This is a genomic window from Segnochrobactrum spirostomi (assembly GCF_009600605.1).
Lineage (GTDB): Bacteria > Pseudomonadota > Alphaproteobacteria > Rhizobiales > Segnochrobactraceae > Segnochrobactrum > Segnochrobactrum spirostomi.
In genome coordinates, this window is record NZ_VWNA01000001.1 from 3,998,048 (window position 1) to 4,013,026 (window position 14,979).

4 protein-coding genes are annotated in these 14,979 nt (G+C 67.1%); all 4 read left to right on the top strand.

Going from position 1 to position 14,979, the window contains the following annotated elements; genetic code table 11:
- Window positions 1–249 precede the first annotated feature (249 nt).
- The 4 genes from F0357_RS18040 (at window position 250) to F0357_RS18055 (ending at window position 14,750) form a co-directional block, all read left to right on the top strand.
- The gene (locus F0357_RS18040; RefSeq protein ID WP_153485402.1) at window positions 250–3,837 is read left to right on the top strand and encodes a beta strand repeat-containing protein; all 3,588 of its coding nucleotides are present in this window, start codon (window positions 250–252) and stop codon (window positions 3,835–3,837) included.
- Window positions 3,834–13,094 carry an autotransporter-associated beta strand repeat-containing protein gene (locus tag F0357_RS18045; RefSeq protein WP_153485404.1) on the top strand — a complete coding sequence of 3,087 codons (9,261 nt, stop codon included), beginning with the start codon at window positions 3,834–3,836 and terminating at the stop codon, window positions 13,092–13,094. The genes F0357_RS18040 and F0357_RS18045 overlap by 4 nt, the downstream gene beginning before the upstream one ends.
- A gap of 196 nt (window positions 13,095–13,290) precedes the next feature.
- Window positions 13,291–14,091 (top strand): SapC family protein, encoded by an 801-nt coding sequence (locus tag F0357_RS18050; RefSeq protein ID WP_246161506.1) that lies wholly within the window; start codon window positions 13,291–13,293, stop codon window positions 14,089–14,091.
- Between the two features lie 59 nt (window positions 14,092–14,150).
- Entirely contained in the window at window positions 14,151–14,750 is a 600-nt protein-coding gene (locus tag F0357_RS18055; RefSeq protein ID WP_153485407.1) for an invasion associated locus B family protein, read from the top strand.
- Window positions 14,751–14,979 lie beyond the last annotated feature (229 nt).

Below are 14,979 nucleotides of genomic sequence, written 5' to 3' on the forward strand. Positions count from 1 at the left end.
GATCCTTTTCACGCTTATTTTATGAGGCGTGATCGCGCCTGTGCTGCCGTGTAGTTGGGGAAATCGCCTCCGTCACAGGCTAAATTGCGTAATTCCGATATGTCGATTTCGTAATTCGAGTAGCGACGGACCTACCCGCGCGTGTCTAACGAGATGAGACGCATTGTGGCTGGAATCGGTTTTTCGCGATCTCGCTCGTTATCGTGAGTACGCCTCCGCTTCCGCGACGTCTGGTAGGGGGAAGCGAAGATGGAACGAAATCGCGCCGAGAACGGCCGCATTGAGCTTTGCGACGCTCAGACGATCCGGTCGGCTGCTGACGCTCCGCCACCCCCCAACTTTAGCCATCAAAGTGCCACCACAGGGCGGGCGCGGCATACGTCGCGGCAGCCGGAACGTTCAAATGTCCTGCGCTCCGCGCTTTCCCTGCTCGCATCGACGGCCATCGCTGTTGCCGTCAACGCTCCGGACCGGGCCTGGAGTGCCACGGTCAACGGGGTCAACGGCGGCAACGCATCAGGCTTCACTGGCGGCACTGCTGGAACCGGAGCCGGCGGAACGGCCGGCGGTCAGGCGGGCCAGAGCGGTTATCGGGGCGGTTCTGGCGGCGCCGGAGTGGGCGGCGGAAGGGGCGCCGGTACGCAGGCCGGTAGCGGTAACGGCGGCGGTGGCGGCGGCGGCGCGAACTTCTCCATGGGCGGCGGCGGTGGCGGTGGCGTTGCTAGCGGCGGTGGAGGCGGTGGCGGCAATCCGGATGCATCGGGCAGCAACGGCACCGCCGCCGGCGGCAACGGCAACCCCGGATCGGCCGGTCGCGGCGGCGGTGGTGGCGGCGGCGGCGGCTACGCCAGTTCGCTGTCCGCGGGGACAACCATCGTTGACACCTTCATCGGCGGCAATGGCGGCAACGGCAGCAATGGCATTGCGTCGCAGGGCATCTCCGGCGGCGGCGGCGGTGGTGGCGGTGGTGGCATCGGCCTCGTTCTGACGGGCTCCGGCGAGACATACACGATCAGCGGGTCCGCCGTTGGCGGCAACGGTGGCACAGGGGGTAACAGTGGCGATGGTATATCGAACGGCGGCGGTGGCGGTGCCGGTGGTTATGCCGTCTCGGTAGGTTCGGGCGCGATCCTCATCAATCAACTCGGCGCAACCCTCACGGGCGGTGCAGGTGGAAACGGCGGTAGTGGCGCCAATGGTGGCGGTGGCGGTGGCGGCGGCGCGGGCGCATTCGTAGCCAGCGGCACCCTCGAAAATTCAGGCATGATTGTCGGCGGTGCGGGTGGCTCGGGCACGAGTGGCGGCGCCAACGGGACCGGAGGCCCCGGCATTCTCGGCCAGGGTGCCACGATCATCAACTCGGGCACCATTTCGTCCTATGGCGGCAGTTCCACGGGCAGGGCGGTGCTCTTCACAGCCGGCGCCAACAGCCTGACCTTGAAGGAAGGCTCCACGTTGACCGGCACTGCCGGGAAGTCGGGTGGAACCGCGAAGCTGGTTATTGAGGTCAACACGGCTGCGCAGACGCTCGACGTCACAAGCATTGGCGCCTACAGCACCGTCTCAACCTTGAAGTATCAGGGGTTTGATACGTTCGAGAAGATCGGTGCGGACACGCTCACGCTGAGCGGTACGACGTCGGTGGTCACGCCTTGGACGGTAAAGGGAGGCATACTCAGCATCTCCAAGACTAGCTCGCTCGGCGCCAACAGTTCTACGTTGACGCTGGACGGCGGCGCTCTGGAGGTGACCGGAACGTCGATAGCTATGCTCGGTACCGGACGTCCGATCACTATCGGCAGCTCCGGCGGTACGATCACGATCGTCGATGCCTCCGCAAGCGTTACTGCGGACGGTATCGTTTCCGGCTCTGCGGGATCGTTTACGAAGGCCGGCGCCGGCACGCTTCGCCTCAGCGGAACGAATACCTTTACGGGAGCGACCTTCGTAACGGGTGGCACGCTCGAACTCGCCGGCTCCAATACCTATACCGGTGCAACGACCCTTTCCGGCGGCGGCACGCTTCTCGTCACGTCCGGTTCGGTCTCCGGGAATATTGCGACCGACAACGGTTCGACCTCCGGGACGGTGGTCATCAACAAGTCCGGCTCCATCATTTATAGTGGTGTGCTTTCCGGGAGCGGTAATCTGATAGTGACCGCTGGAAACGTGACCCTGACGGGAGCCAATACTCTATCGGGAAATACCAGCGTATCCGGCCAGTTGACGCTGAGGAGCGGGGGCGCGCTCGCCGGGACCGTCGATGTTCAATCTGGCGGCAGCCTCAATGGCGACGTGGTGGGCCTGACGTCCGGCAGCATCAGCGGCGCCGTTTCCATCCATAACGGCGGTGCCCTGCAGAGCATTTCCGGGACGACGACGCTGACGACGGGCACGCTCTCGTTCGCGTCCAACGCGCTTTTGGTAACCACTTTGGATTCGCCGAGCACGACGGCTGCGGTTTCGGTGAACGGCAACCTGGTCCTCGACGGCGCACTGGCCGTCGTGGCGAGCGGCGGTCCTTCCGCGAGCCCTGCGGACGGAGCCTATCGCCTCTTCGATTATACCGGCACCCTCACAGACAACGGTCTGACAATCTCCGGTGCGCCTGCGTACTCGCTGTACACGATCAATACCGCGATCAGTCATCAGGTCGATCTGATCGTTATCGCCGGCCAGTGGTGGAACGGTACAACCACGACCAGCGGCGGATCCAGCGTCCAGGGCGGCGACGGCACGTGGGACGTCGCGGGGGGAGCGACCAACTGGACCAATCAGGCGGGCGCTACCGCGCATGCCTGGACGCAGGGCGGCATCGCCGTTTTCGGCGGCGCGGCGGGAACCGTGACGATCAGCGGAGCGACGGCGCCGGATCTCGTGGGCGCGTTCTTCGTCACCGACGGTTACGTCGTCACGGGAGGGGCGCTCACCGCGAGTGCGTTCGCGGCTGGCGCGGTGCCTCAGTTCTCGGCCGAGAGCGGGACGACCGGAACGATCGCGTCGTCGATCGCCGGCACGGATGGTCTTGAGAAGGTCGGCTTGGGTACGCTCGTGCTCTCGGGTGGGAACACCTACACCGGAGGCACGACGGTTTCGGCCGGCACGCTGCAGCTCGGCGACGGGACGGGCGTGGGGTCGGTCGTCGGCGATATCGTCGACAACGCGGCGCTGGTGTTCGCCAATCCGACGGCGCAGACCTATGGCGGCGTGGTGTCCGGCTCCGGCACTTTGACGAAGCAGGGTGCCGGCACACTGACGCTGACGGCGAACAACACCTACACCGGTACGACCACGATTTCCGCGGGCACGCTGCAACTCGGCAACGGCGGCAATACGGGCTCGGTGGCCGGCAACATCGTCGACAACGCCGCGCTCGTCTTGAACACCTCCGGGACCGGCAACAACGTGCTCGCCTTGAACGGCGCGATTTCGGGCAGCGGCACGATCGAGAAGCTGGGCTCGGGGCGGGCTACGTTCAACAGCAACGCGAACAGCTATACCGGCGCGACGACGGTCTCCGAGGGCACGCTCGAGATCATCTATGCGGGCGGGCTCGGCTCGATCGCGGCTGGGACGACGGTCGCATCCGGCGCGACGCTGATGGTGTCGGCCTCCGGCACGGTCGCAGAGCCGATGACCATCTCGGGCACCGGCGACACGGCGAATGCAGGCAGCGGCGTCTACGGCGCCGTCTTCAGCGGATCGGCGGACCTGAGCGGTGCGATCACACTCGCCGACGACGCCACCATCTATGTCGCGAGCGTGTCGGGGGCCGTGACCGGCGACGGCAAGACGCTGACCGTGATCGGGGGCCAGTCTTCTCCAGCACGTCGGTGATATCGGGATCGATTAGCCTGGCGACCGATAGCGTTCCCGCCGGTGGGCCTCCGGTCGTCACGATTGCCGGCACGAACACCTACACGGGTTCCACCACGGTCAATGCGGGCCTGCTCATCGTCCAGAATTCCGCGGCGCTCGGATCCACTGCGGGGGGTACGACCATCGCCTCTGGGGCGACGCTGCTGCTGGATGGTAGTGGTGGACCGTTGTCCATCGGCGCTGAAGCGCTGACGCTGTCCGGGACTGGATATGCAAATTTCGGTGCGCTGAGAAATGCCGGCAACAACAGCTACGCCGGCGACATCACGCTCGCGGCGGACAGTCGGATCACGGTCGGCAGCGGCACGCTGACGCTTTCGGGTGGCATCGGCGGGGCCGGCAAGAATCTGGAGCTCACAGGGTCGGGCGGCATGATCACGGGCGCCATCGGTACGGGCACCGGGACGGTGACGGTCGCTGCGGGCGCCAACTGGGTGCTGGCCGGGGCGAACACCTACACGGGCGATACCATTGTCGCGACCGGCGGTGCCCTGCAACTCGGCGACGCCTCGACGACGGAAGGATCGGTCGCCGGCAACATCCAGAACGACGGTTCGGTCAACTTCTATGCCCAGGCCGACCACTCCTATGCCGGCGTGATCTCCGGCACCGGCTCGGTCTCGAAGGGCGGCAGCGGCACGCAGACCCTGACGGGAACCAACACCTATACCGGCGGGACGACGATCAATTTCGGCACGCTTGCGATCGGTGACGGGGGGGCGACGGGTTCGGTCGTCGGTGACATCGCGAACAACGCCGCCCTGGTGTTCAACCGCTCGAACGACATCACCTATTCGGGCGTGCTGTCGGGCGGCGGCTCGGTCGAGAAGCAGGGCGCAGGGACCCTGATTCTGTCGGGGACGAGCACGCTGACCGGCACGACCACGGTGTCCGCCGGCACGCTGAGCCTGACGGGCACGCTGCCCGGGGCGATCGATGTGAAGTCGGGCGCGACCCTGCTCGGATCGTCAACGGGCATCGCCGGCGGGGTGACCATCGAGAGCGGCGGCACGCTTTCGTCGGCGAGCGGCACGTACTTCCAGATGGGCGGCCTCAGCTTCGGGGCGACCTCGGCCTTCGCCTTTGCGGCGGGGGCTCCGACGACGGTGGCCGCGGTTTCGGCCGACGGCAATCTCGTTCTCGACGGCACGCTTCAGGTTGCCGGCGGCGCGGGCTTCACCACAGGCACATACCGTCTGATCGATTACACCGGGTCGTTGACCGACAACGGCATCACGGCGACGCCTTCGGCTCACTCGCTCTATGCGATCGACACCTCCACGGCCGGTCAGGTGAATCTCATCGCGGCGGTCGGCCAGTGGTGGAACGGCTCGACGACGACGGGCGGCTCGCAAGTCGTCGGTGGCGACGGGACGTGGAGCGTTCAGGCGGGCACCACGAACTGGACGAACGAGGCCGGCAGCACGGCCTCTGCATGGGGCCAGGGTGGCATCGCCGTGTTCGGAGGCACGGCGGGCACGGTGACGATCGCGGGCGGAACCGATCCGGTTGTCGTCGGGATGGACTTCGTAACCGACGGCTACACGGTGACGGGCCAGAGCATCACGCTCGCCCAGTTCACCCCCAGTCTGACGCCGGCGATCATGGTCGACACGGGTGTGACGGCGACGATCGCGTCTGTGCTCTCCACGACGGCCGGGCTGGAGAAGACCGGGGCCGGTACGCTCGTCTTGACGGCCGCCAATAATTACTCGGGCCAGACGACGGTCTCTGCTGGCACGCTGCAGATCGGGAACGGCGGCACCACGGGATCGATCGGCGGCAGTATAGCCAACAATGCCGCGGTCGTGTTCGATCGTTCGAATGACATCAGCTATTACGGGATTATCTCCGGAACTGGAACGCTGGAGAAGAAGGGCGCGGGCACGCTCATACTCGCGGGCTTGAACAGCTATAGTGGCGGTACGACCGTCAGTGAGGGTACGCTGCAGATCGGCGATGGCATCCTTCCGTTGACGGCATTCACCGGGAATGTCGTCAACAACGCCGCGCTCGCCTTCAATCAGGTTCTGAATACGACATTCGGCGGCGTCATTTCCGGCTCTGGCAGCGTGACCAAGCTGGGCGCGAATACGCTGACGCTGACCGGCGCCAATACCTATACCGGCGGAACGACGATTTCGGCGGGTACGCTGCAGATCGGCGCGAACGGAACCACGGGCCAGATCACCGGCAACATTTTGAATAATGCCGCCCTGGTCTTCGATACGAACTTGAGCGACAGCCAATTCTACACGGGCGTGATTTCAGGCTCGGGTACGCTCAAGAAAGAGCTGGGCGGCGATCTCATTTTTACCGCGAACCAGACGTTCACGGGGCTCACGACGCTGACCGGCGGGCAATTGATCCTCGGCAACGGCGGCGCATCGGGCATGCTCGCGGGGAATGTGCTCCTCGACGGCGGTAACCTCGTGTTCAACCGCTCCGATAGTGCGACCTATGCGGGGAATATCCTCAGCGGCAGTCTCGGCGCTCTCTATTTCAAGAGCGGGGGAACGACCATTCTCACCGGCAACGTCCAGACGCCGGGAAACATCGTGCTCATGGGAGGGTCGACGGCCCAGATCGGCGATGGGACGACCCACGGCACCCTGGGTGCTCTCCAGGTCCTGCTGGCCGACGGCACGTTGGCGTTCAACATTTCCGACAGCATGACGACCGACATCTACATGACCGGAGATGGCGGGGTCAGAAAGTCGGGGAGTGGAACCCTGACGCTGACGGGCAACAGTGATTATGCCGGCGGCACCGTCGTCTCGGCGGGCACCCTGCAGCTCGGCGATGGCGGGACCACGGGTTCGGTGTCCGGTGCGATCGCCAACAGCGGGACGGTTGTGTTCGACCGGTCCGACGATGTGACGGCCTCGGGGGCGATCACCGGCACGGGCGCGCTGGTTCAGGCGGGCACGGGGACGCTGACGCTGGTCGGCTCGAACAGCGCGGGCGCGGGGACCACGGTCTCCGGCGGCACGCTCGAGATCCTGAGCGGGGTGACGCTCGCGAGCGACATCGTGGTGCAGTCCGGCGGCACGCTGCAGGGTGAGACGAGCGGGACGGCGGGCGCGGCGGTCAACGGCGCGGTGAGCGTGCAGGACGGCGGTACGCTGCGTGCGGCGCCGACGAGCACCGCGGGGGTGCATGGGTTGTCGATGACGTCGCTGACGCTGTCGAACGGCGCCAACGTCGACGTGATCCTCGGCTCGAACACCGGGATCGGGGTGTTCTCGACCGGAGCGCTGACGCTCGACGGCGTCCTCAACGTGACGAATGCGGGCGCCATGTCGCTCGGCGTCTACCGGCTTATCGACTACACGACGATGGTGGCGAACAACGGACTCGTTCTGGGCAGCACGCCGACCGCGTTCGCCTATGAGGTCCAGCAGGCGCCGGGGCAGGTGAATCTCGCCGTGCTGAGCGGCGACATGCTCTACTGGAACGGCTCGACGACGACGCCGGATGGGACCATCCACGGCGGCAATGGGACCTGGACCGCGAACGCCGGCCAGACCAACTGGCTGACGAGCCCCCTCAACCAGTCGCGGGCCTGGAACAGCCAGTTCGCGGTGTTTGCCGGCACGGCGGGCGCGGTGACGGTGGACAACACCGCCGGGCCGGTTTCGACGACCGGCATGCAGTTCATGGTGGACGGCTATTCGGTGTCGGGCGGCGTCGTCACGCTCGCGGCGTCGAGCGGCCAGACCCAGGTGCGCGTCGGTGACGGGACGAGCGCGGGAGCCGGCTATGTGGCGACCGTCGGCTCCGTTCTGGACGGCACGACGGGGCTCGAGAAGACCGACCTCGGCACTCTGATCCTGACCGGCGCCAACACCTACACCGGCAACACGACGGTGACGCAGGGCACGCTCCAGATCGGCAATGGCGGCGCCACCGGTTCGATCGGCGGCGACGTTGCCGTGGCATCGGGGGCGACGCTCGCCTTCGACCGCAGCGGCACGGTTTCGTTCGGGGGCGTGGTCTCCGGCGCGGGCGGGCTGACGCAGGCGGGTCCGGGCACGCTGACGCTGACGGGCACCAACACCTATACCGGCGGCACGACCATTGCGGCCGGAACGCTTCAAATCGGCAATGGCGGCACGACGGGTTCGATCACCGGTCCGGTCGTGAACAACGGGACGCTCGCCTTCGACCGTTCCGACAACACGAGCTTCGCCGAGGCAATCTCGGGCTCCGGCAGCCTGATCAAGAACGGCTCCGGCACGCTGACGCTGGCGGGGACCAACGCGTTCACCGGCGCGACGACCATCAACGGCGGCACGTTGTCGATCATGGGCGGCGCCTCGCTCGCCGACGGCGCGCGCCTGACGGTGAACGCGAATGGGCTGCTCAACCTCGTCGATGCCGACGAGACGGTGGGCTCGCTGGCGGGGGGCGGCAACGTCGCCCTCAACACGCACTGCCTGATCACCGGCGGCGACGGGACGAGCTCGACCTTCTCCGGCGGGATCTCGGGATCGGGCTGCGTCACCAAGACCGGCGACGGGACGATGACGCTGACCGGCACCAGCACCTATTCCGGCACCACGACGGTGTCCGGAGGCACGATCGCGATCGGGTCGGCGGACGCCATCGGGACCGGACCGCTCGCGCTGGTGGGAGCCGGCACGCTCGAGGCGGTCGACGACTTCACCTTCGCGCGGGGCATCTCGCTGACGCCGGTCGACGGCAGCGGTGGCGGCACCGTGACCGTTGATTACACACAGACGCTGACGGTGTCCGGGGTTGTTTCGGGGAACGGTGCGCTGACGAAGACGGGAGGCGGCACGCTGGTCCTGTCGGGCACCAACACCTTCTCGGGCGCGACCACCGTGGACGGTGGCCAGCTCTCGCTCATGGGCGGCTCGTCGCTGTCGGACACGGCGCGCCTGACGATCGCCGGGTTCGCCACGGTCGAACTCGTCGACGCCGACGAGACGGTGGGCTCTCTCGCGGGAGCGGGCACCGTGACCCTCGACGGCCACTGCCTGTCGACCGGTGGCGACGGGACCAGCTCGAGCTTCTCGGGCTCTCTGAACGGGCCGGGCTGCCTGACGAAGACCGGCGACGGCACCCTGACGCTGTCGGGGATCAACACGCTGACCGGCCCGGTGACGGTGTCGGGTGGCGCGGTGCAGGTCTCGGCCGCCAGTGCTCTCGGCGGCGGACCGCTCGCCCTCTCGGGCGGCGGCACGCTCCAGGCGAGCGGCACCTTCACCTATGCGAACGCGGTGTCGCTCACCCCGGTGTCGGGAACCGGCGGCGGCACGTTCAACGTGGATGACGCTCAGACCTTGACCCTGATTGGTGCCATCACGGGTCTCGGCAATCTCGCCAAGACCGGCACCGGTACGCTCGTTATCGAGGGCATCAACACGGCGAGCGGCGCGACGAACGTGAACGCCGGGACGCTGATCGCGCGCGGCGGCCAGGCACTCAGCGGTGAGAGCGCCGTCACGGTCGCGAGCGGGGCGCAGCTCATCGTCGGCGGGGCCGACGCCACGATCGGCTCCCTGTCGGGGGCTGGTGCCGTGCAGTTGTCCGACGCCAGCCTCAGCCTCGGCGGCGACAACACGACCACGACCTATTCCGGCACTCTGTCCGGCACGGGTGGGCTGACGAAGACCGGCACGGGCACGCTGACCCTCGCGGGGGCGAACTCCTATTCGGGCAACACCGAGATCAGGGGCGGCGCGCTCAACGTTTCAGGCGGCCTCACGGACAGCGACGTCTACGTCTACGACCAGGCGACGCTGTCGGGCGGCGGCACGATCACCAAGACGGTACACGTGCTGTCGGGCGGCACGATCGCCGGCAGCGTCGGGAGCGGCCTCACGATGGGCGCCCTCGACATGCAGGCGGGGGCGACCATGAGCGTCAGCCTCGGCGCGCCGAGCGGCTCGGGCGTCTTCAACATCAACGGCAACGTCAACCTGGCCGGCACCCTCGCGGTCAATCCGAACCCCGGCTTCGGCTACGGCATCTACCGCATCGCGAACTATGGCGGCACGCTCAATTATGCCGGCATGACGGTGTCGGGGCTCCCTGCCAATCTCGAAGGCGGCGTGCAGACGGTGATCCCCGGTCAGATCAACCTCTACGTCGATGACGCGAACAACCCGACCGAGTTCTGGAACGGGTCGAACACCTCGCCGACCCAGGTCGTGCTCGGCGGCACCGGGACCTGGACCGCTGGAGCTCAGACCAACTGGGTGAACGAGAGTGGTACGGTTTCCAAGACGTGGAACAGCGGCTTTGCCGTGTTCCAAGGCAGCGCCGGCACGGTGACCGTGGACGACACGGACGCCCAGGTCTCCGCGGTCGGCATGCAGTTCGTGACGAGCGGCTACGTCGTCACCGGCGACTCCATCAATCTGACGGGTGCGGCCTTGATCCGCGTCGGCGACGGCACGCCCGAGGGAGCCACAACTCTCGGCACCATCGCTTCGGTTCTCACCGGCACGGCTGGTCTCGAGAAGAGCGACTACGGCACGCTCGTTCTGACCGGCGCGAACACCTATACCGGTGGAACCACCATCTCCGCCGGCACGCTCCAGATCGGCAACGGCGGGACCACGGGCTCCATCCTCGGTGATGTGACCGACAACGGTGCGCTGGCGTTCAACCAGTCCGGCGATGTGACCTTCGCCGGCTCGATCTCGGGCTCCGGCACGCTCTCCCAGATCGGATCCGGGACCCTGACGCTGACCGGGGCGAGCACTTTTAGTGGTGGCACCACAGTGTCGGCGGGCACGCTCGCGGTCGGCGACAACAGCGCGCTCGGCACGGGCACGTTGGCGATGGCCGAGGGCACGACACTCGCCTTCGCCGCGGATGGGCTGACGCTTGCGAACGCCGTCACCCTGACGGGTGACCCGACGATCTCGGTCGCCTCCGGCCAGACCGGCACCCTCGCGGGAGTCCTGTCGGATGGCGCCCAGCCGGGTGACATCGTCAAGACGGGCGGAGGTACGCTCGTCCTGGCGGCCGACAACACCTACTCGGGCGGAACGACGGTCTCGACCGGTACGCTGCAGATCGGCAGCGGCGGCACGTCCGGCTCGATCCTCGGTGACGTCACCGACAACGGCACGCTCGCCTTCAACCGCTCGGACGATATCACCTTCGCGGGTATGATCTCCGGCTCGGGCGCTCTCGTTCAGGCGGGCCCGGGGACGCTGACGCTGACCGGCGCGAACACCTATTCCGGTGGCACCACCGTGTCCGCCGGCACCCTGACCGGCAACACCACCAGCCTGCAGGGCAACATCGTCGACAATGCCGCGGTCGTCTTCAATCAGACGACCACCGGCACCTACGCCGGGGCCATCTCCGGCACAGGGTCGATGACCAAGACCGGAACGGGCACGCTCATCCTGATCGGGGAGAACACCTTCACCGGTGGCACCACGATCTCTGAAGGCACGCTTCAGATCGGCAACGGAGGCACCACGGGCGCGCTCGTCGGCGCCATCGTCAACAACGCGGCGCTCGTCTTCAACCGCTCCGACACCTACAATTTCCCGGGCACCATCACCGGCCCGGGATCGGTGACGATCGTCGGCGGCACGGTGAACTTCACCAGTGCAGGCGGCTACGCGGGTCCCATCTCGGTCGCCGATGCGACGTTCGAGCTGGCGCCCGGGGCGGTCTCCGCCTCGAGCTACACGATCGGGGCGGGTGGCGTGATCGGCGGCACCGGCACCATCGGCGGGCTGACCGTGCTTAGCGGCGGCACGGCGTCTCCGGGCTATTCGCCGGGCACCCTGACGGTCAACGGCAATGTCAGCTTCGGGGCGGGTTCGGTCTATCAGGTCGACATCACCCCGCAGGGCGCCCACGACCTGATCATCGCCTCCGGCACCGCCACGATCTCGGGCGGCACGGTGCAGGTCGTTGCGACCCAGGGCACCTACGCCCCGGGCACGAAGTACACGATCCTCACCGCCCAGGGCGGGATCAGCGGTCAGTTCTCCGGGCTCACCGTGAACTACGCCTACCTCGATCCGACGCTGAGCTACGATCCCAACAACGTCTACCTGACGCTTGCCCGCAACGCGGCGGCGTTTGCCGACGCCGCCTACACGACGAACCAGAAGGCGACGGCAGCGGCGGTCGAGCCTCTTGGCGCGGGCAACGCCGTCTATAGCGCGGTGCTGCAGCTCTCCGGGGCGCAGGCATCCGCGGCGTTCGACGCCCTGTCGGGCGAGGCCTACGCCTCGGCCTCTTCGGTCATGCAGCAGCAATCGAGTTATCTGCGCGAGGCGGTCGGCACCCGCGTGCGCCAGGGGCTCATCGGGCAGTCGGGCTTTGGCCAGGAGACGGCGAAGCTCGCACCGGGTTACGACGCGACGGTGTGGACGCAGGCCTATGGTGCCTGGGGCCAGACCGCCGGCAACGGCAACGCGGCGAGCGTCGACCGCACCATCGGCGGCTTCTTCACCGGCATCGACGCGGCGGTGTCGGAGGCGGCGCGGGTCGGCGTCGTCGGCGGCTATAGCCGCTCGACCTTCAACGTCGATGCCCGCTCGTCCTCGGGCGACATCGACAATTACGATCTCGGTCTCTACGGCGGCGCCAAGTTCGGTTCGCTGTCGCTCACGGCGGCGGCGTCCTATACGTGGCACGACCTGTCGGTCGACCGCACCATCGCCTTCTCGGGCTTCTCGGGGCTCGCCTCGTCGAACTACCAGGCGGGCACCACGCAGGTGTTCGGCGAGGCGGCGTGGCGGGTCGACCTGAGCAAGAGCGTCGATGCGAAGACGTTCGGGGCGGCCTCACTCGAGCCGTTCGCGAACCTCGCCTACGTGAACCTGTCGTCGCAGAACTTCACGGAGACGGGGACGCCGGCGGCGTTGACGGGGTCGGCGGAGACCGAGAACACGCTCTACTCGACGCTGGGCGTGCGGGCGGCGACGGTGTTCCAGATGGCGAACGGGGCGGCGTTGACGCCGCATGCGAGCCTCGGCTGGCAGCATGCCTTCGGCGACGTGAACTCGTCGGCCTCGCTCGCCTTCGCGAGCGGCGGCTCGGCGTTCTCGGTCGCGGGCGTTCCGATCGCCCGCGACGCGGCGCTCGTCGGGGCGGGGGTCGACTACGCCTTCTCGAAGTCGGTGTCGGCGTCGGTGACCTACAGCGGCCAGTTCGGCTCGGGCACCGAGGACAACGCCTTCAAGGGCACCATCAACATCAAGTTCTGACGCTCGCGCCGGGGGCTCCACCGAGCTCCCGGTGCGTCCAAGCCCTCGCCCCGGTGAACTTTCCCCCGTGCCGGGTGCGAGGGTCGGGCCGGCGGTCGCGTTCCTTCAAAGACCAGCGACGCTGGCCCGGCTCCACGCACGTAACCTGAGTGACCGTGTCCAGTTCCGAGACTTCCGCGCCAGAAAGGCCCTCTCGTTGACCCAGCCCGCGCCGGCCCTGCCGCTCTTCTATCGTAGCCCGATGCTCATTCGGGCTCCGGAACATCTCGGATTTGGCCTGAAGCCGACCGAGACCCCGTTCAGCTTCGCCGCCGAGGCGACCGCGATCCCGATCGTCGGCAACGAGTTCGCTCTCACCGGCCGGCACTACCCGATCGTCTTCGCCAACGACGCCGATGGCATGCCTTTGGCGGTGACGGGTGTGGAGGCAGGGCGGAATGTGTTCGTGACGGCCGACGGGCACTGGCGCGCCATGACCTATGTGCCGAGCTACGTCCGCCGCTATCCGTTCATCGGGATGACGACGGACGCGGCGGGAACCGTCATGCTCGGCGTCGACAGCGGATGCGGCCGGCTCACGGCGGACGTCCGACGTGAGGGTGGCGAGCCGCTGTTCGAATTGGATGGCAAGCCGACGGACACGAGCCGCGCAGCGATCGCCTTCTGCGAGGCCTACGCGGTCGAGCACGAGCGCAGCAGAGTGTTCGTCGCGGCGCTGTCGGAACACAGCCTTCTGGTCGAGCGCTCGGTGACGATCCGCCCGACCCAGGCCCGAAACGGAGCCGACGATCGCGAAGCGCCCGCCGAGATCAAGGTCGGGGGCTTTCGTCTGGTAGACGAGGCAGCCTTCCGCGCCCTCGACCGCTCTGTCGTAGCCGACTTCTACGCGCGTGGATGGCTCGATCTTATCGTCCTTCGCCTCGCGTCGCAGTACGCTTGGCAAGATCTCGCCGTTCTGGCCGAGCTATCGAAAACCACCGAGGCTGCGCCCGCCTGAGCGCGGCTCGGCGTCTCGCCCGCGCTTGTTGTCCCGTTCGCTAAAGGTCCGGAGTTCTCATGTCTCGTTCGCTCACGATCCTGTCGACGGTCCTGGCCATCGGGCTGTTCGCCGGCTCAGGTGCCTCCGCGCAGACCGTCAAGGCTGCATCAGGAACCAAGACGGCCGCTCCAGCCAAAGGTGACCAATCTCATGCCGCGGCGGGCGAGCTGCCCGGCGGTGCGTCGTCCCTTCAGGAGAGCTACGGCGATTGGACGGTGAACTGCGCGTTGCCGAACGGGCAGAAGGTCTGCACCTTCTCGCAGACCCAGACCAAGCAGGACACCAACCAGCGCGTTCTCACCGCCGAGCTGACCCTGGGCCCTGACGGCGCCATCGTCGGTGTGCTCGTACTGCCGTTTGGGCTCGCGCTTGCAAACGGCGTCACGCTTGCGATCGACGACGGCGAACCCGGTCCCGCCCTGCCGTTCCAGACCTGTCTGCCGGCCGGTTGCCTTGTTCAGTTGAAGTTCGGCGCCGACAAGATCGCCGATCTAGGTCGCGCCAAGCAGCTTAAGATCACCGCGACCGCCGCCGACACCGGTCAGGCGCTGCCCTTCACGCTTTCGCTGCGGGGCTTTACCCAGGCCGCTGCGCGCACCAAGGCGCTCGTCGGCTAGAGTGTGCGCAAGAACAGCGAGCCGCAATAGGCGTGCGCCTCGCTTCGATTTGTTGTGATCGGTCGGGACACCGCTCCGTGCAGCGCAGCGCGTCGCTGAAGCGATCTGCGGCTCAATCCTTATCTCTCACCAAGCCTTATCTCTCACCAAGGCTGAAGAGCACCAGCGCAGCCCTGACCTCGTCGAGCGTCTGCTGGGTAAGGACGGCCGCTCTTGCCGTGCCGGCCCG

Bases quoted from the DNA above. Each gene is read 5' to 3' on its own strand.
- F0357_RS18040 (WP_153485402.1), top strand. From the start codon at position 250: ATGGAACGAAATCGCGCCGAGAACGGCCGCATTGAGCTTTGCGACGCT.
- F0357_RS18055 (WP_153485407.1), top strand. From the start codon at position 14,151: ATGTCTCGTTCGCTCACGATCCTGTCGACGGTCCTGGCCATCGGGCTG.